This window comes from Kitasatospora sp. NPDC028055, assembly GCF_040637885.1.
GTDB lineage: Bacteria > Actinomycetota > Actinomycetes > Streptomycetales > Streptomycetaceae > Kitasatospora.
In genome coordinates, this window is sequence record NZ_JBEZXE010000002.1 from 337,079 (window position 1) to 354,831 (window position 17,753).

General features: G+C 72.0%; 15 protein-coding genes. 7 read left to right on the forward strand and 8 right to left on the reverse strand.

Annotated elements, in window-relative coordinates:
- Positions 1 to 3: 3 nt before the first annotated feature.
- A complete protein-coding gene (locus tag AB0F71_RS05435; RefSeq protein WP_360228532.1) occupies positions 4 to 780 on the reverse strand; it encodes a pirin family protein in 777 nt (258 codons plus the stop codon).
- Between the two features lie 253 nt (positions 781 to 1,033).
- On the opposite strand from AB0F71_RS05435, the gene AB0F71_RS05440 reads away from it, so the two are divergent.
- The 5 genes from AB0F71_RS05440 to fabF all read left to right on the forward strand — a co-directional run bounded on the left by AB0F71_RS05440 (position 1,034) and on the right by fabF (position 6,096).
- Positions 1,034 to 2,230: a helix-turn-helix domain-containing protein gene (locus tag AB0F71_RS05440; protein WP_360228970.1), complete on the forward strand. Its 1,197-nt coding sequence runs from the start codon at positions 1,034 to 1,036 to the stop codon at positions 2,228 to 2,230.
- A gap of 91 nt (positions 2,231 to 2,321) precedes the next feature.
- A complete protein-coding gene (locus AB0F71_RS05445; RefSeq protein WP_360228535.1) occupies positions 2,322 to 3,290 on the forward strand; it encodes an ACP S-malonyltransferase in 969 nt (322 codons plus the stop codon).
- The gene (locus tag AB0F71_RS05450) at positions 3,287 to 4,324 is read left to right on the forward strand and encodes a beta-ketoacyl-ACP synthase III (protein ID WP_360228538.1); all 1,038 of its coding nucleotides are present in this window, start codon (positions 3,287 to 3,289) and stop codon (positions 4,322 to 4,324) included. The genes AB0F71_RS05445 and AB0F71_RS05450 overlap by 4 nt, the downstream gene beginning before the upstream one ends.
- An 80-nt stretch (positions 4,325 to 4,404) precedes the next feature.
- Entirely contained in the window at positions 4,405 to 4,650 is a 246-nt protein-coding gene (locus tag AB0F71_RS05455) for an acyl carrier protein (RefSeq protein ID WP_360228541.1), read from the forward strand.
- Between the two features lie 183 nt (positions 4,651 to 4,833).
- Entirely contained in the window at positions 4,834 to 6,096 is a 1,263-nt protein-coding gene (gene fabF / locus AB0F71_RS05460; RefSeq protein WP_360228544.1) for a beta-ketoacyl-ACP synthase II, read from the forward strand.
- Positions 6,097 to 6,160: 64 nt separating this feature from the next.
- Here fabF and AB0F71_RS05465 read toward each other — a convergent pair whose 3' ends face one another.
- Complete coding sequence (locus AB0F71_RS05465) at positions 6,161 to 6,655, reverse strand: DUF3145 domain-containing protein (RefSeq protein WP_360228547.1); 495 nt, start codon at positions 6,653 to 6,655, stop codon at positions 6,161 to 6,163.
- Between the two features lie 364 nt (positions 6,656 to 7,019).
- Positions 7,020 to 8,045, reverse strand: coding sequence for an NADP-dependent oxidoreductase (locus AB0F71_RS05470; protein ID WP_360228550.1), 1,026 nt, complete (start codon positions 8,043 to 8,045; stop codon positions 7,020 to 7,022).
- Positions 8,046 to 8,149: 104 nt separating this feature from the next.
- On the opposite strand from AB0F71_RS05470, the gene AB0F71_RS05475 reads away from it, so the two are divergent.
- Together AB0F71_RS05475 and AB0F71_RS05480 are read left to right on the forward strand one after the other, a co-directional pair.
- Entirely contained in the window at positions 8,150 to 8,614 is a 465-nt protein-coding gene (locus tag AB0F71_RS05475; protein WP_360228553.1) for a MarR family transcriptional regulator, read from the forward strand.
- A gap of 118 nt (positions 8,615 to 8,732) precedes the next feature.
- Positions 8,733 to 10,244: an LCP family protein gene (locus tag AB0F71_RS05480; protein ID WP_360228556.1), complete on the forward strand. Its 1,512-nt coding sequence runs from the start codon at positions 8,733 to 8,735 to the stop codon at positions 10,242 to 10,244.
- 31 nt (positions 10,245 to 10,275) lie between these two features.
- On the opposite strand, the gene AB0F71_RS05485 is transcribed toward AB0F71_RS05480, so the two are convergent.
- The 5 genes from AB0F71_RS05485 to AB0F71_RS05505 form a co-directional block, all read right to left on the reverse strand.
- Positions 10,276 to 11,184: a pyridoxal-phosphate dependent enzyme gene (locus AB0F71_RS05485; protein WP_360228559.1), complete on the reverse strand. Its 909-nt coding sequence runs from the start codon at positions 11,182 to 11,184 to the stop codon at positions 10,276 to 10,278.
- Between the two features lie 50 nt (positions 11,185 to 11,234).
- Complete coding sequence (locus AB0F71_RS05490) at positions 11,235 to 11,864, reverse strand: GPP34 family phosphoprotein (protein WP_360228562.1); 630 nt, start codon at positions 11,862 to 11,864, stop codon at positions 11,235 to 11,237.
- Between the two features lie 78 nt (positions 11,865 to 11,942).
- A complete protein-coding gene (locus tag AB0F71_RS05495; protein WP_360228565.1) occupies positions 11,943 to 12,164 on the reverse strand; it encodes a hypothetical protein in 222 nt (73 codons plus the stop codon).
- A gap of 10 nt (positions 12,165 to 12,174) precedes the next feature.
- Positions 12,175 to 13,122, reverse strand: a complete 948-nt coding sequence (locus tag AB0F71_RS05500) for an SPFH domain-containing protein (protein ID WP_360228568.1) — start codon at positions 13,120 to 13,122, stop codon at positions 12,175 to 12,177.
- An 860-nt stretch (positions 13,123 to 13,982) separates the two neighbouring features.
- Entirely contained in the window at positions 13,983 to 17,546 is a 3,564-nt protein-coding gene (locus tag AB0F71_RS05505) for a ricin-type beta-trefoil lectin domain protein (RefSeq protein WP_360228571.1), read from the reverse strand.
- Between the last annotated feature and the right edge of the window lie 207 nt (positions 17,547 to 17,753).

Sequence of the window (17,753 nt, forward strand, 5' to 3'; positions counted from 1 at the left end):
CCCTCAGCCGTACGAGACCGGCGAGTGCATCTCCCAGAGCAGGAGTTCGGCGCCGGTCTCCCCGGCCGAGGGGTCGGCGAAGGCCTCGCCGGTGATCCGCACGCTGTCGCCGGGCACCATCGACCGCCCGGCGCCCTTGGGCCCGGGCACGGTCCGGTAGCCCAGGGAGCCGGCCGTCAGGTGGGCGTACCGCCAAGGCGCGGCGGGCAGTTCGGGCAGCGGCTGCCAGGGGCCGGCGGTGGCCAGCCAGAGCGCGGCGTCGCGGCGGCGCAGCCGCAGGGCGTCCGTCCCGGCGTCGCGCTCCAGTCCGGAGGCCAGCAGCGTCAACCCGCCGTCCGCCGGCTCCACCTTGCGCAGCCCGTACGCCGGGGCGGCGTCGAACTCGTCCGGCTGCAGCCACATCTGGACGAAGCGCACCGGCCCGGTGGCGCCGCCGACGTTGCGCTCGGTGTGGGTGACCCCGGAGCCGGCGCTGAGGTGCTGGACCATGCCCGGGCGCACCACTCCGTGGTGGCCGTGCGAGTCCCGGTGGGCGAGCGCGCCTTCCAGCACCCAGGTGAGGATCTCGGTGTCCCGGTGCTTGTGCTCCTCGAACCCGGCGCCGGGCGCCAGGAGTTCCTCGTTGCACGCGAGCAGCGCGCCGAAGTGGGTGTTCTTCGGGTCGTAGTGGCCGGAGAAGGAGAACGCGTGTCGGGTCTCGATGCCCTCGGCGGGGGTGGAGCGGTAGCGCTCGGCGGTGCGGCGCTGGTCGGCACGGGGGCGGGCGGCGGCGTCGGTCACGCCCCTCACCGTACTGCTCCGGACGGCGCGCGCCCGGGCGCGGACGCGCCCCGAGCCCCGGGGGTGTGAGCGGCACCACCGTGCCGCTGCGCCGGGGGGTGTGCACGAGCAGTCACTCGCGTGAGGCAGTCTTGTCCTTGTGCCAGCCGCTTCCGCGAACTCCAAGAGCGAACCCAGTCCCGCCGCCGAACCCACCGGCAAGAGCCCGGCTCCCCGGACCTCCCGCGACCGCCCCGGCCGCCCCGCCCCCCGTCTGACCGCCCAGGAGCGCCGGAACGCCGCCGAGCGGGCCGAGCGCCGGGCCGCGACGCTCAAGCGGCTGGAGAAGTCCTCGGGGAAGCTGGCCACCGCCGCGATCTCGCGGATGGACGACCAGCTCGGCTGGTACCGGCGGATGCCACCGGAGCACCGCTCCTGGATCGGCCTGGTCGCCCAGGCCGGCATCGCCGCCTTCACCGAGTGGTACCGCCACCCGGAGGCCGCCCGGGCGATCTCCACCGACGTCTTCGGCACCGCCCCGCGCGAGCTGACCAGGGCGATCACGCTGCGCCAGACCGTGGAGCTGATCCGCACCACGATCGAGGTGATGGAGGAGGCCATCGAGGAGGTGGCCGCCCCCGGCGACGAGGCGGACATGCGCGAGTCCGTGCTGGTCTACGCCCGGGAGATCGCCTTCGCCACCGCCCAGGTGTACGCCCAGGCGGCCGAGGCGCGCGGCGCCTGGGACGCCCGGCTGGAGGCGCTGGTGGTGAACTCCCTGCTGTCCGGCGACGCCGACGAGGGCGTGCTCTCCCGGGCGGCCGCCCTGGGCTGGGGCCAGCCCAGCCAGGTCCGGGTGGTGATGGGCAGCGCCCCGGACGGCGACAGCGAGCTGGTGGTCGAGGCGATCCGCCGGGCCGCCCGGTACGCCAAGCTGAACGTGCTGACCGGGGTGCTGGGCAAGCGCCTGGTGGTGGTGGTCGGCGGCGACAAGGAGCCGGTGCACGCCGCCCGGGCGCTGATCGGCCAGTTCGCGCCGGGCCCGGTGGTGATCGGCCCGACCGTACCGGACCTGCTCTCGGCGACCCGCTCGGCGCACGCCGCCGCGGCCGGCCTGCGCGCCTGCGCCGCCTGGCCGGACGCCCCGCGCCCGGTGCTCGCCGACGACCTGCTGCCCGAACGGGCACTCGCCGGGGACCAGGCCGCCCGCCGCCAGTTGGTGGAGGAGATCTACACACCGCTGGACGAGGCCGGCTCCGCCCTGCTGGAGACGCTGAGCGTCTACCTGGAGCAGGCGTCCTCCCTGGAGGGCGCGGCCCGAATGCTCTTCGTGCACCCCAACACGGTGCGCTACCGGCTACGACGTGTGACCGACGTCACGGGGTACGCCCCCTCCGACGTACGTTCGGCGTTCACCCTGCGGATCGCACTGGCCCTCGGCCGGCTCACCGCCGCCGGGGAGCCCGGCTGAGCCGGGGTGTAGGGACCATACAATCCCGGATGGTTTTCTTCGTTACCGTCGCCTACCCGCCCCCGGGCGCCTGGCGAGAGAGGGTTGAACCGTGCTCGTAATCGTCGCCCCTGGACAGGGTGCCCAGTCCCCCGGTTTCCTCAGCCCCTGGCTCGAGCTGGACGGTGTCGCCGACCGCCTGCGCCGTTGGTCGGAGCCCGCCGGGCTCGACCTGGTGCACGCCGGGACCGAGGCCTCCGCCGAGGAGATCAAGGACACGGCCGTCGCCCAGCCGCTGCTGGTCGCGGCCGGTCTGGTGACCGCCCGCGCGCTGTTCCCGGACGAGGAAGCCGCCCGCAAGCTGACCGGCGCCGTCGCCGGCCACAGCGTCGGTGAGATCACCGCCGCCGCCCTCGCCGGGGTGTTCGGCGCCGCCGAGGCGCTGACCTTCGTCCGCGAGCGCGGCCTGGCCATGGCCGAGGCCGCCACCGTCACCGAGACCGGCATGACCGCCGTGCTCGGCGGCGACCCGGAGGTCGTGGCGGCGAAGCTGGCCGAGCACGGCCTGACCGCGGCCAACAACAACGGCGGCGGCCAGATCGTCGCGGCCGGCACGCTGGTCCAGCTGGAGGCCCTCAAGGCGGACCCGCCGGCCGGCGCCAAGCTGATCGCGCTCAAGGTGGCCGGTGCCTTCCACACCGAGCACATGAACCCCGGCGTCGAGCGGCTCGCCGCGCTGGCCCCGAGCCTGGCTGTGGCCGACCCGCAGGTCACCTACGTGTCCAACAAGGACGGCGGGGTCGTCGACTCCGGCGCCGAGGTGCTGGCCCGCCTGGTGTCGCAGGTCTCCAACCCGGTCCGCTGGGACCTCTGCACGGAGACCCTCGGCCGACTGGGCGCGACCGCCGTGATCGAGCTGTCCCCCGCGGGCACGCTCACCGGGCTGCTCAAGCGCAACCTCAAGGGCGTGGCCACGCTCGCCCTGAAGACCCCCGCCGACCTGGACAAGGCGCGTGCGCTCATCGCGGAGCACAGCGGCCAGGGGCAGCCGGACCAGCAGCACCAGGAGGACCTGGCATGACCAAGCCGCAGATCCGCCCCGCCACCGGCGCGCAGTACTCCCGGATCCACGGGGTCGGCGGCTACCGCCCGGTCCGGGTCATCCCCAACTCCGAGGTCCTGGAGTGGATCGACTCCTCGGACGAGTGGATCCGCACCCGCAGCGGGATCGCCGAGCGCCGCTGGGCGGGCCCGGAGGAGAGCGTCGCCGAGATGTCGCTGCAGGCCGCCGGCAAGGCCGTCGCGCAGGCCGGCATCTCCCCCGAGCAGATCGGCGGCGTGATCGTCGCGACCGTCTCGCACCTCAAGCAGACCCCCGCGATCGCCACCGAGATCGCCGAGCGGCTCGGCTGCGGCACCGCCCCGGCCTTCGACATCTCGGCCGCCTGCGCCGGCTTCGGCTACGGCCTGGGCCTGGCCGACGGCATGATCCGCGGCGGCAACGCCGAGTACGTGCTGGTGATCGGTGTCGAGCGGCTCAGCGACCTGACCGACAAGTCGGACCGCTCGACCGCCTTCATCTTCGGCGACGGCGCCGGTGCCGCGATCGTCGGCCCGTCCGACACGCCGGGCATCGGCAAGCTGATCTGGGGCTCGGACGGCTCGCAGTCCGACGTCATCAGCCAGACGCAGGCCTGGGACACCGCCTTCGCCAAGCCCGACGCCATCAACGGCCCGGGCGAGGAGCAGGACCACAAGTGGCCGGCCCTGCGGATGGACGGCCAGCCGGTGTTCCGCTGGGCGGTCTGGGAGATGGCCAAGGTGGCCCAGCAGGCGCTGGACGCCGCCGGGATCACCGCCGACCAGCTCGGTGCCTTCATCCCGCACCAGGCCAACATGCGGATCACCGACGCCATGATCAAGGCGCTCAAGCTGCCCGCGTCGGTGCCGGTCGCCCGCGACATCGCGGAGACCGGCAACACCTCCGCGGCCTCCATCCCGCTGGCGATGGAGCGCATGCTGGAGTCCGGCGAGGCCCACAGCGGCGACCTCGCGCTGATCATCGGGTTCGGGGCGGGTCTCGTCTACGCCGCGGCAGTCGTTACGCTCCCCTAGGCGCGTTTCGCCCCACCCATCCACAAGCCCGTGTTCGGCCGACGGTCGGACGCGTTCAACACCGAAGAGGAGCAGCCAGTATGGCTACGCAGAACGAGGTCCTGGAGGGTCTCGCCGAGATCGTCAACGAGATCGCCGGCATCCCGGCCGAGGACGTTGCGCTCGACAAGTCCTTCACCGACGACCTGGACGTCGACTCGCTGTCCATGGTCGAGGTCGTGGTGGCCGCCGAGGAGCGCTTCGACGTCAAGATCCCGGACGACGAGGTCAAGAACCTGAAGACCGTCGGCGACGCGGTGAACTACATCCTCACCAACGCCGCCTGAGCGATCGACTCGTACGAGTCGCCCAGTCCGTCCCGCGTGACGCACGCCCAGGACGGCTGACCCCGTCGGCCCGGCTCCGAGAGCCAGGCCGACCCGCCGGCCGGGACGCCCCACCGGGCGCCCGGCCGGGCCCTTCCTCGGCTCGCCGCCGACCCCGCACGAAACGTGAAAGAAGAGAGACCAGTGACCGCTGAGAACCGAACCGTGGTCGTCACGGGTATCGGCGCCTTCACGCCGCTGGGCGGCGACGCCGCCACCACCTGGGAGAACCTGATCGCCGGGCGCTCCGGAGTGGCGGCGCTGACCGAGGAGTGGGCCCAGGACCTGCCGGTCAAGATCGCCGCGCGCACCGCGGTCGAGCCGGGCGAGATCCTGCCCCGACCGCTGGCCCGGAAGCTGGACCGCTCCGCCCAGTTCGCGCTGATCGCCGCCCGCGAGGCCTGGGCCGACGCCGGCTTCGAGACCCCGGCCACCGACGAGTCCTCCAAGCTCGCCCCCGAGCGCCTGGGCGCCGTGATCGCCTCCGGCATCGGCGGCGTGACCACCCTGCTCGACCAGTACGACGTGCTGCGGGAGAAGGGCGCCCGCAAGGTCTCCCCGCACACCGTCCCGATGCTGATGCCCAACTCCCCGGCGGCCAACGTCGGCCTGGAGGTCGGCGCCCGCGCGGGTGTGCACACCCCCGTCTCCGCCTGCGCCTCCGGCGCCGAGGCGATCGGCTACGCGATCGAGATGATCCGCAGCGGCCGCGCCGACGTCGTGGTGGCCGGCGGCACCGAGGCGGCGATCCACCCGCTGCCGATCGCCGCGTTCGCCAACATGATGGCGATGTCCAAGAACAACGACGAGCCCGAGCGCGCCTCGCGCCCGTACGACAAGGGCCGGGACGGCTTCGTGCTGGGCGAGGGCGCCGGCGTGGTCGTGCTGGAGTCGCTGGAGCACGCCGAGGCCCGCAACGCCCGGATCTACTGCGAGGCCGTCGGCCAGGGCCTGTCCTCGGACGCCCACCACATCGCCCAGCCCGAGCCGACCGGCGCCGGGGTGGCCCGCGCGCTGGCCGACCTGTTCGACCGCAACGACCTGGACAAGGCCGAGATCGTGCACGTCAACGCGCACGCCACCTCGACCCCGCAGGGCGACACCGCCGAGCTCAAGGCGCTCCGCAAGGAGCTGGGCGACGACCTCGACCACATCCTGGTCTCCGCCACCAAGTCGATGACCGGCCACCTGCTGGGCGGCGCCGGCGGCATCGAGACCGTCGCCACCGTGCAGGCGCTGTACCACCGGATCGCCCCGCCGACCATCAACGTCGAGGAGCTGGACGACGAGGTGGACGCGAAGGTCGTGACCGAGGCGACCCCGCTGCCCGAGGGCCGGATCGCCGCGCTGAACAACTCGTTCGGCTTTGGCGGCCACAACGTGGTGCTGGCCTTCCGCACCCGCTGACACCCATGACGGAGGGGCCGGCGCCGTAACGGCACCGGCCCCTCCGTCGTGTCGTCCCGCGGGCTCAGACCACCTGGTGCAACCAGCGCACCGGCGCGCCCTCGCCCGCGTAGCGGAACGGCTCCAGCTCGTCGTCCCAGGGCTTGCCCAGCAGCCGGGAGATCTCGGCCTCCAGGTCGGCCCCCTCGCTGCGGGCCCGCAGCAGGACGGCCCGCAGCCGGTCCTCGGGGATCAGGATGTCGCCGTGGATGCCCGTGACGGCGTGGAAGATGCCGAGCGCGGGCGTGCTGCTGTACCGCTCCCCCTCCGCCGTGGCGCAGGGCTCGCTGGTCACCTCGTACCGCATCAGCTGCCAGCCGCGCAGCGCGGAGGCGAGCTTCGAGGCGGTGCCGGGCTCCCCCTGCCAGGAGAGCTCGGCGCGCCAGTGTCCGGGTGCGGCCGGCTGGCGGATCCAGTCCAGGCTCACCCGCACACCGAGCACCCCCGCGACGGCCCACTCGACGTGCGGGCACAGCGCGCGGGGCGCGGAGTGGATGTAGAGAACTCCACGTGTCGTCACCGGGACCTCCAGGCTGTGGACGAGGGTCGCCTTCCCCAGCTGCCTCGTGCCTGCAGTTGATCCACAGTTACCCACGTTAGCCGACATTAAGCTACTAAATTGAGCAAAACGGACAGGCTTTCGCTCAATGCTAGTCGAATCCTCAACGAGGTCTACCCCTCGGCCGGATCTCTCCCCCGAACGGCCCCATCGCCAGGCGGGACCACCGTACCGCGCGGCGCGGGGCGATGGATGACGCACTTTCGGATCCGGCCGGAATGCGGTAGTGCGGCCGGATCCCCTGCGCCGTGCACGCGAACCGCCCCGCACGCCCGGTCGGGGCGGCGGGGCGGGTTCGACTCCGGATCGAGGACCTGACGGAGGGTCAGCCGTCCAGGCGCACGACCATCTTGCCGGTGTTGACGCCGCGGAGCAGGTCGAGGAAGGCCTCGACGGCGTTCTCGAAGCCGTCCGCCACGGTCTCCTCGGAGCGCAGCTCGCCGGAGCGCAGCCAGCCGCTCATCTCGGCCACGAACTGCGGCTGCAGGGCGGCGTGGTCGGCGACCAGCATGCCCTCCAGGCGCAGCCGCTTGCCGATCGCCAGCGCCAGGTTGCGCGGGGCGGCGGGCGGGGTGGTGTCGTTGTACTGGGCGATCGCGCCGCAGAGCACCGCGCGGCCGTGCACGCCGAGGGCGCCGATCGCGGCCTCCAGGTGCTCCCCGCCGACGTTGTCGAAGTAGAGGTCGATGCCCTCCGGGGCGGCCTTCGCGAGCTGCTCGGCGACCGGTCCGTCCTTGTAGTTGAAGGCCGCGTCGAAGCCGTACTCGTCCACCAGCTTGGCGACCTTCTCCGCCGAGCCGGCCGAGCCGACCACCAGCGAGGCGCCCTTGAGCCGGGCGATCTGGCCGACCAGCGAGCCGACGGCGCCGGCCGCGCCGGAGACGAAGACCTTGTCGCCCTCCTTGAGGCCGCCGACCGCGAGCAGTCCGGCGTAGGCGGTCAGGCCGGGCATGCCGAGCACGCCGAGGTAGGCGGAGAGCGGGGCGGCGGCCGGGTCGACCTTGACCGCGCGCTTCGCGTCCACAGTGGCGTACTCGCGCCAGCCGAGCCCGTGCAGCACGGCGTCGCCGGGGGCGAAGCCCTCGGCCTCGGAGGCGACCACGTAGCCGACCGCGCCGCCGTCCATCGCCTGGCCGAGCTGGAACGGGGGCACGTAGGACTTGACGTCGTTCATCCGGCCGCGCATGTACGGGTCGACCGAGAGGTGGGTGTTGCGGACCAGGATCTCGCCCGGGCCCGGGGTCCGGACCGGGGCCTCGACCAGGGCGAAGTCGGCGGGCACGGGCCAGCCCTGGGGGCGGGCGGCGAGGTGCCATTCACGGGCGGTGGCGGGGGTGGCCTGCTCTGCCATGGAGGTGCTCCTTGGGGGGGTTTGGCAGGTAAAAGGTTGAGCAACTGAAGTAACGATGGACGTGAAAGGTTCACGTTGTCAACTTTTCAGGTAGACTCTGAGGCATGGACACCCAGCAGACCGAGGTCGCCACGCCGCAGTCCGACGAGATCACCCGCGAGGTCGTCGACCTGATGGCCAACCTGGTCGCCCTGTTCCACCGCGAGTACGAGGAGGCCGCCGCCGCCCGCTCGCTCACCGGCGCCCAGGCCAAGGTGCTCGCGCTGCTGCGGCGCGGCCCGCTGCCGATGCGCCACATCGCCCAGACGCTCAGTTGCGAGCCCTCCAACATCACCGGCATCGTCGACCGGCTGGAGGCCCGCGGCTTCGTCACCCGGCAGGCCGACCAGCAGGACCGCCGGGTCAAACTGGTCGCCGCCACCGAGACCGGCTCGGCCGCCTCCGAGGAGCTGCGCGAGTCGCTCAACTTCGCCCGCGAGCCGCTCGCCGCACTCGGTCCGCAGGAGCGCACCGTCCTGCGGGACCTGCTCCGGCGGATGCTCACCGGCGCCTCCGGCCCCGGCGCGTGACCAGCATCACAGCCCCGCCGCCCGATTCGCCCGCCCCCAGGGGGTAACCGAACAGCCTTCCGGAACGTCTAACGTTCGAACATCGAACGCGAGAGACCTGAGGACGGGGGGCACGGGGATGAGCAGCAGCACGCGCCGGCGCCGCTACCTGCGGACCGCCATCGGCCTGGCCGCCGTTCTGGTGCTGTCGGTCGTGGGGGCGGGGGCCTGGTTCTACCACCGGCTGGACAACAACATCACCACCTTCGACGCGGGCGGCGTCGCCACCGAGCGCCCGCCGGCCCCCGTGCCGGCCAGCCCCGGCGCCCAGGTGCCGGTCAACATCCTGCTGCTCGGCTCGGACACCCGCGACGACGGGAACAACTCGCTGGGCGGCGGCGACGAAGGCGTCGGCAACTCGGACACCGCGATCCTGGTGCACGTCTACGCCGACCACAAGCACGCCGTCGGGGTCTCGATCCCCCGCGACACCCTGGTCACCATCCCGTCCTGCAAGCTGGCGGACGGCACCTGGACCAAGCCCCGCAACGACCAGATGTTCAACTCGGCGTTCAGCCTCGGCGAACTCGCCAAGGGCAATCCGGCCTGCACCCAGAACACCGTGGAGAAGCTCACCGGGCTGCGGGTCGACCACACCATCGTGGTCGACTTCAAGGGCGCCGCCGCGATGACCGACGCCATCGGCGGCGTGGACGCCTGCGTGCCCAACGACGTCAACGAGTACGGCATCCAGCTCAAGAAGGGGATGCAGAAGCTCTCCGGGAAGTCCGCGGTCGACTACCTGCGGGCCCGGCACGGCATCGGCGACAACTCCGACATAGGCCGGATGAAGCGCCAGCAGGCCTTCCTCTCCTCGATGATCAAGAAGGTCCAGTCCCAGGGCTTCTCGCTGCCCACGCTGCTGCCGCTGGCCGACGCCGCCACCAGGTCGCTCACCGTGGACGAGGGCCTCGGCACCGCGATGAAGCTGGTGGACTTCGCCCGCTCGATGGAGGACGTCAAGCTCTCCGACGTCACCTTCGTCACCGCCCCCTGGCGCTTCGCCGGGGACCGGGTGCGGCTGGTCCAGCCGGACGCCGACGCGCTGTGGAAGCTGCTGCGCGAGGACCGCACCCTGGACGGGCAGAGCACCGGCGGCACCGGTGCGGCCACCGCTGCGGCCTCCGCTTCCGCCGCCGCCTCCGCCTCGCCGAGTGCGGGCTCCGGGACGAACGCGCCGCTCACCGCCGAACAGGCCGCCGCCCCGGTCACCGTGGTCAACGGCGTCGGCACCCCCGGCCTGGCCGGCTCCGGCGCCGAGACCCTCAAGGGACGCGGCTTCCAGAACGTCACCCTCGGCGCCAACAACCCCGGCAAGCAGCACACCGAGGTCTCCTACGACCCGACGCTCAAGGCCGCCGCCGACCAGGTCATCGCGCTCTTCCCCGGCGCCGGCGCCGTCGAGGAGCCCGGCTCGGGCGCGATCACCGTCACCCTCGGCGCGGACTACCGGGCGGCCGGCACCCAGCTGAACTCGGTGACCGCACCCTCGCCCACGGCCACCGCGCCCAGCGGGATCCCGACCGGCATAGCGGAGAACACCCGCGGCGCCGACACCGACCCCTGCGCCGACCTGACCTTCGGGTCGTAGGACCCGCCTTACTCCGGGCCCTGGGCCCCAGCTACTCCGGGTCCGGCAGGCCGGTGACCACGGCCGTCAGGCGGGTGCCGGGGACGAAGGCACCCGCCGCGGCCAGGTCGGCCAGCGCGGCGAGCAGCTTGGCGACGTACCGGCGTTCCACCGGGACGCCGTGGCGGCGTTCGAACTCCGCGGCGAAGGCGGCGAGTTCGGCCGGGACCTTGCCGTAGCCGCCGCCGTGGTGGGCATGGTCGATCCGCCAGTTGGCGAACTCCCGCCCGAACCCGGCCCGGTGCAGCCGGGCGACCTCCGCCTCCAGGTAGCCCTCGCCGCCGCGCAGCACGGCCACCCCGAGCGCCCTTGCGCCCGGCGGCAGGCCCGCCGCGATCCCGGCCAGGGTGCCGCCGGTGCCCACCGGGCAGCAGACCACGTCACGCCCGTCCAGGTCCGGCAGTTCGGCCGGGATCGTGGCCGCGCCGATCGCGGCCAGGGCGTTGGAGCCGCCCTCCGGGAGCACCAGGCAGCGGCCCCAGCGGCGCTGGAACTCCGTACCGTCACCGGTGCCGGCCCGGCCGGTGACCTCGCGGTAGGCGGCCCGGGTGAGGAACTCCAGCCGCATCCCGGAGCGTTCGGCGGCCCGCAGCGACCAGTTGCGCGGCCGGTCGGCCAGCTCCTCGCCGCGCACCAGCCCGACGCTCTCCAGGCCGAGCGCGTCGGCGGCGGCCGCGACCGCCCGCAGGTGGGTCGAGTAGGCGCCGCCGAAGGTCAGCAGCCGGGTGTGCCCGTGCTCGACGGCGGCGGCCAGGTTCGGGGCCAGCTTGCGCCACTTGTTGCCGGGGACGGTCGGGTGCAGCAGGTCGTCCCGCTTGAGCCGCAGCTCCACCCCGGCCCGGGCGAACACCCCGTCGGTGCAGTCCACCAGCGGGGTCGGCAGCAGGGCGGGTTCGAGCATCCGGCCAGCTTACGGCCCCGTCCAGGCCGGCCGGCGGCACCCGGGGCGGGTCAGCCCGCCCCGCCGTCCGCGTACTTCGCGTTGACGGCCCGGCGCAGGGCGCGCGGGACCGGGCCGGCCGCGGGGGCCAGCTTGTCGATCCGGGCCCGGAACTCGCGCCGCCGCCGCCAGGTCAGGGCCGGGCTCAGCCGGGCCGCGTCGACCAGGGCGACCAGCGCCGCGTCCGCCGGGTCGACCCGGCTGAGCGGGCCGCTCAGCGCCGACGTGACGCTCGCCGCCAGCGCCTTGCGCACCCGGGGCTCCGTCAGGGTCACCCGGGCGACCGGGAAGATCCCGAGCACCCGGTGCTCCTCGACCCGGATCCGCCCGGCGGCCGCGAGCCCGTCGCGGACCACCCGCGCCGACCTCCCCGGGCGCCCGATCCAGCTCCACCAGGTGCGCCGCCGCCCCTGGCGGATCTGCTCCAGCAGCGCGGCGGAGAGCGGATCGAGCCCGTCGGTCGGGCCGTCGACGGGGGCCGGGTGCCGGCCGTCGTCACGGAGCAGCCCGCGGCGGAGGAGCTCGGTGAGCGCCGCCGCCCGTAGGGCCAGGTCCAGGTCGGTCGTGCGGGTGAGCCGCCCGCGCTCGGGGTCGTAGGCGAGCAGGTAGAGCTTCTCGGGCAGATTGACGGGAAGGTCCATCTCGGTCTCCGAAGGATCTGGGACGATCTGCGGAGCACCCGGCCGCCGCGGTCAGTCCTCGGGCGTGTCTGACACGCCCTAGGCGGGACCGCCGTCCTCCGGGCTCTCCTTGGGCGGTCGGCCGCGCCGGGGAAGCCGGGCCGCGCCGCTGGGCATCCGGCCGGCCTCACCGAGGGCGCGGCGGAGCACGAACTCGATCTGGGCGTTGGTGCTGCGCAGTTCGTCCGCGGCCCACCTCGCCAGTGCGTCGTGAACCGAAGGATCCAGTCGCAGCAGGAGCTTCTTCCGTTCCGTCGCCAACGCCGCGCCCTTACTGGTAGAGGGAGCCCGTGTTCACGACGGGCTGGGTGCCCCGGTCGCCGCAGAGCACCACCAGGAGGTTGCTCACCATGGCGGCCTTGCGCTCCTCGTCCAACTCCACCACGTCCCGCTCGGCGAGCCGGTCCAAGGCCTCCTCGACCATACCGACGGCGCCCTCGACGATCAGCCGCCGGGCGGCCACCACGGCCCCGGCCTGCTGCCGCTGGAGCATCACCTGGGCGACCTCGGGCGCGTAGGCGAGCCGGGTGATCCGGGACTCGACGACCCGCACACCGGCCGAGGCGACCCGGGCGGCGATCTCGGCGGACAGCTTGCGGGCGATCTCGTCCGCGCCGTCGCGCAGCGACAACTGCCCCTCGTGGTGGGCGTCGTACGGGTAGCTGGTGGCGATGTGCCGGACGGCCGTCTCGGTCTGGATCGCGACGAAGTCGGTGTAGTCATCCACCTCGAACACCGCCATCGCGGAGTCCTCGACCTGCCAGACCACCACGGCGGCGATCTCGATCGGGTTGCCGTCCGCGTCGTTGACCTTGGCGGTCTCGGTCTCGTGGTTGCGGATCCGCAGCGAGATGTGCCGGCGGCTGGTGAACGGGTTCAGCCAGCTGATCCCCTCGGCGCGGACCGTCCCCCGGTAGGTGCCGAGCAGCTGGACCACCCGGGCCGAGCCGGGCGAGACCACCGTCAGCCCGCAGAGCAGGATCAGCGAGCCGAGCAGCAGCAGCGGCCCCAGGACCACCAGCGGAACGCCCAACCCCTTGTTGCCACCGGCGAGTTGGACCCCGCCGGTGATCAGGCCGGCGAGCCCGGCGAGCCCGCCCAGCAGGGCGCCGCCGAGCACCGGCAGCCCCGGCGCGCCGGTGATCACCCGCTCGGTGACCTTCGGGGCCGGGAGGTCGAGGACGGGGCCGTCCTCGACGGAGACGTGCGGTGCGGTCATGGGACCGACTCCCCCCTTGTGCGCTGTGCGCCGCGCGGACGTCCGCCGCAGCTGTCAAAGTGATATCACTTTTTTCGCACAGCACGCCAGGGCCGGGACGGAAGCGGTGCGGAGGAAGGCAGGCGCGGGGTTCGGCGCGAACGTGTCAGGGGGCGCCGGGGCGATGCCCACGGCCGGGTGAATTCCGGCGCGCCACCGACCGGAAGAGGGGGGCCGCGCTCTAGACTCTCCGTCGTCACGGGCGGTGAAAGCCCCAGTTCAGGCGCCCCGCCGACGGACGGAAAATACGACACTCGTCACGCGTCGCAGAGGTGGGGCGGGTGGGACTCGAACCCACGACCAAGGGATTATGAGTCGTCAGGTCACCCGCGCCACATTGCACTGCTTGGCACCATCCTGGGCTTTTCCCCAGCTCAGGAAGGTGCTAGCGGCCTTGTACTGCACCGCCTTGCATTCGGTTGCACCGTCACGCCGTTCCCATGACGTTCCCATCCGGGCAGGCCCGAAGAGCATCCGCCAGTCCGTACCGCTGCCGAACAGCAAGTCAACGGGCTTTCAAACTGCGGACCGAAGGAGAACCTTTCCCAAGGAAAGTGGCTCTGGCCCCCAATACTTGGGGGCCAGAGCCACTTTCTCATGTCTGGTTCAACCCTACCGGAACCCGAAGTCGAGAACCCGCGCCCCGTGAAGACCCTGCACCCGAACGGCAGCCAGTGCGTTAGCAGGGCTTCTCCGCTCTCGCTGATCAGCGACGTAGGAATAGGAAGCAGCGGGACCCGATGAAGGTAGAGGGTGGTGCAGGTACCCCTACCCGGCAAGCGGGTAGGGTGCCTGTCCGGGTCAGCTGGATGCTCTGGTGTTCAGCTGCGCACCAGGGCATTCCACTTCTGGGCAGGGCTGCCATTGCAGTCCCAGAGTTGGAGTCGGGCGGTGTTGGTTGTGGTGCCGCCGGGGAGGTCGATGCAGCGGCCGGATACCGGGTTGTAGAGGCTGCCGTCGGGCCGGGGGGCGAAGGTCTGCTGCGGTGCGCCGTTGCCGCAGTCCCAGATCTGCAGGGGGGTGCCGTTGGCGGTGCCGCGTGCGGTGGCGTCGAGGCACTTGCCGAGGGCGCGGAGGCTGCCGTCGGGTTCGAAGGTCCATTTCTGGGCGTTGCTGCCGTTGCAGTCGTACAGCTGGACGGCGGTGCCGTTCGCGGTGTTGGCGTTGGCGATGTCCATGCACTTGCCGGTCTGGGCGGTGTAGGTGATGGGGCTGTTCTCGGCGTAGACGCTCAGGGCGTTGACCCAGCCGTTGGTCCAGGTGTAGTAGGGGTCGGTGGTGGTGGAGTGGCCGGTGAAGGTCTGGATCACGCCGTTAGGGGTGAGGGCCCAGAGGGTGGGCGAGCCGATGCCGGTGAGGTCGCCGTCGGAGCCGATGACGGGCCAGTTGGCGCTGGTGACGCCGTAGCCGATCTTGGTGTCGGTGGCGAAGCCTGTGAGGGTGGGGTTGTTGATGCTGCCGCCGTAACCGTCGCTGATGGCGATGGTGCCGGTGGTGAAGGTGTAGGCGCGCAGGTCTCCGGTGCTTTGGTTGCGGGCCCACAGGCCGGGGTGGCCCTGGCCGGTCCAGTCACCGGGGGAGATCAGGTCCCAGCCCTTCCAGCCGGTGGCGGCGAGCTTGGTTGGCGAGCCGAAAATGCCGTCGCTGACCGTGGGGTAGAACCAGAGGGCGCCGGTGCCGTCCGGGCTGGCCTCGACGGTGAACAGGCCGGTGCGGTTGAGGAACTTCTTGCTGGTGTCGAGCTTGGTGGTGCTGGGGTCCCCGCTGGCGGCGATCTGCAGGGTGGTGGACCAATCGTTCGCGTTGTAGCCGGCGCAGTCCGTCAGCTTCGGGTCACAGACGGGCTTGGCCAAGCGGCTGTCGGCGTCGAAGACGCCGGTGACGCCTGCGCTTCCGGGGTTTTGGTAGTAGTAGAGGCTCTGATCGCCGTCCTTGTGGACGATGAGGTCGTCGACGTTGTTTCCGCCGCGCAGGCTGCCGCGGTGGGTGATGCGGTAGTTGGCCCAGGAGTCCCCACCGGGGGTCTTGGCCCTCGGGGCTGCGAGCGGGGCCTTGGCCGCGGTTGCGGGGATGCTGTAGGCGCGCAGGTCGCCGTTGGGGTCGGCGGTGAGGATGTCGGGCAGGGCGTCGCCGGTGACGTCGCCGAAGGTCGGGGCGGGGCTGTTGGGGTTCCAGGGGGCGTAGAAGGCGTACTGCGCGACGGGTGAGAGGTTGCCGGCGTTGTCCTCGGCCTGGATGTAGAGGACGTTGGTGCCCCAGCGTCCGGCGGTCACCTGGATCTGGCCGGTGGGCATGGAGCTGCCGCACTGCCAGGTGGCGTCGACGAGCTGGGGGTCGAAGCTCCAGCGCAGGCAGACCACGCCGGAGGTGTAGCCGCCGCTCGGGTTGGGGTCAGTGGCGGTGAAGGGGATGCCGCCGCTCTGGCCGGCGTAGAGCTGGGGGGTCTGGCCGTTGCCGCTGGGCGGGAACTGCTTACTGGTGTCGGTGACCGTGGTGGGGAAGGTGAGGGTCGGAGGGGTGAGGTCGACCTTGAAGTAGCAGTTCGGTGTGGGAGCGGACCAGGTCATGCCGTCCACGAGGTCGGTGGCCTGCATGTCGTAGCCGTAGGCGTGACCGTCCTGGATCAGGCCTGCGGGCAGTTGGAAGCTGGTGGTGCCACCGTTGCCGACCGGGGCCGTGGTGCCGCTCGCTCCGTTGGAGGAGTTGTAGTCCCAGATGTGGTCCCACGTCGCGGCCTGGGCCTGGGTGGGGCTGCTGACGGTGGCGTTGAGCCAGACGGCGTTGTTCTGGGCGGAGCCGGCGCCGAGCCACGCCCAGTGGCTGTTGTCGCCGTCACCGCAGGACTGGTTGGTCGCGGCGGGGCTGGCCGTGGTGGGGGCGGGCCACACCCCGGGGTTGGTGGGGACGTTGGGCACCCGGTCGTACATCACGGACAGCGCCGGCTGGTAGGTGAAGCGTTTGAAGGCGTACTGGTTGCTCTCGTCGCCGTAGAGGCCGAAGGTCAGCTGCCCGTAGTTGACGTACTGCTTCATCGCGCCGGTGATGTCGAAACTGAACGGCACGTTGCCGGAGCAAGCTTGGTCGTGTCCGGAGCCGCCCACCAAGGCCGTGTCGCCGAGCTGGCCCCCCTGCTGTCCGGGCTGGTTGGACCAGGTGGTGCCGCTTCCGATCGGCCCGTTGGTGACGTAGAGGTTGAGCGGGTACTTGGTGGTGCAGGACCAGTCGGCGGAGACGTACTCCTGCATGGTCATCGTCGCGGAGTTGATGACCGCCCCGCCGAGCGAGCTGATGTCGAACTGGTAGAAGCTGCGCTCGATGTCGGCGGGTGAGCAGCTACCGCCGTTGGGGTAGTAGCCGCACTTGCCGACGCCCGGGTGGTCGGCGGTCGCGGGGCCCTGGCGCATCCAGTTGTTGGAGGTGTGGGAGGACTGGACCCAGGTCCAGGAGTTGCCCGTCAGGGTCCAGGGCAGGTAGTCGGGGTCGATGTAGTACGGGGCGGTGCCGTGGGCCAGGAGGTCCTGGTCGGGGGTGAGGTCGATGCCGGTGTTGTCGGCCTTGACCGGCATGGTGGAGACCTTGGAGGCCGTCCCGGGGCCGGTGTCGGAGCCGACGGCCGGGGCCTGCCCCGCGTCCGTCGGCGTGGGGGCGGGTGCGTCCGCCGCGGCGGCCCTGAACGTCAGGGCGGCCTTGGCCGCGGGCGCGGGGGCGGTTGGGGCGGGGGCGGTGGTGCTGTCCCACATCTGCGGGGTGCGGGAGACCCAGCGGGGCTTGCCGTCAGCGCCGACCATGGTGACGTTGCCGTGCTCATCGCTCTTGACGGTGACGCCGTCGAGGGTCGTCCCGAAGTGCAGGTTCTTCAGGACCGGGTTGGCGGCCGCCGTCTGGGTCTTGACGACCAGGACGGTGGTCAGGCCGCCGAACTTGGTGGCGGTGACCTTGAGGTCGATGTCGGGGGCGACGGACGGGTAGACCAGGCTGTCACCGCTGACGGTCGGCGCGGGAAGCGCGAACGGGGCGGACAGCGCGAGCTTCTTCCCGTCCGCACTGGTCATGGTCGCCAGCGGCCCGTTCCCGCCCTTGGAAAGTGCCACCTGTCCCGCCGCGGACTTCGGCGAGAACGTGCCGTCCTGGTTGGCCGCCAGGGTGGCGTCCAGCCCCTGCCACACCCCGTCCCGGCGAACGCGCTGCTGCTCGAGGTGGTTGGTGAGCGCGAGGTGGCCTTCAGGGGTGGCGACGGTCTCGCTGTACTCGGTCGTGAGCGAGTCGATCGGCACGTTCTTCTGCGCGGCCTTGGCATCGGCGATGGCCTTCTCGGTTGCGCCGGCCGGTGGGCGTTCCTGCAGTTGCTTCGCGGTGATGGCGTCGATCGCGGCCTGCGACGGCACGGTCGGTGTATCAGCAGCGTGCGCGTTGGTCCCCGAAAGGCCGGTCGTGAGCGCAAGCACGGCTGTCGCCGCCAAGGCCCTGATTGGTCCACCGTTACGGCGGCGCGTTCTGTTCAAAACGGGAATCTCCCCCCAAAGAGCATTTCAAGGTCTGCATGGGCACAGGCCAGAGGCACCGTAGGAGTCGGCACTGACATCCGGCCAGTT

What these genes read in the sequence shown, in the direction of transcription:
- AB0F71_RS05485 (WP_360228559.1), bottom strand. Translation starts at nt 11,184, where the DNA reads ATGCTCGAACCCGCCCTGCTGCCGACCCCGCTGGTGGACTGCACCGAC.
- AB0F71_RS05480 (WP_360228556.1), top strand. Translation starts at nt 8,733, where the DNA reads ATGAGCAGCAGCACGCGCCGGCGCCGCTACCTGCGGACCGCCATCGGC.
- AB0F71_RS05475 (WP_360228553.1), top strand. Translation starts at nt 8,150, where the DNA reads ATGGACACCCAGCAGACCGAGGTCGCCACGCCGCAGTCCGACGAGATC.
- AB0F71_RS05490 (WP_360228562.1), bottom strand. Translation starts at nt 11,864, where the DNA reads ATGGACCTTCCCGTCAATCTGCCCGAGAAGCTCTACCTGCTCGCCTAC.
- AB0F71_RS05470 (WP_360228550.1), bottom strand. Translation starts at nt 8,045, where the DNA reads ATGGCAGAGCAGGCCACCCCCGCCACCGCCCGTGAATGGCACCTCGCC.
- AB0F71_RS05455 (WP_360228541.1), top strand. Translation starts at nt 4,405, where the DNA reads ATGGCTACGCAGAACGAGGTCCTGGAGGGTCTCGCCGAGATCGTCAAC.
- AB0F71_RS05500 (WP_360228568.1), bottom strand. Translation starts at nt 13,122, where the DNA reads ATGACCGCACCGCACGTCTCCGTCGAGGACGGCCCCGTCCTCGACCTC.
- AB0F71_RS05450 (WP_360228538.1), top strand. Translation starts at nt 3,287, where the DNA reads ATGACCAAGCCGCAGATCCGCCCCGCCACCGGCGCGCAGTACTCCCGG.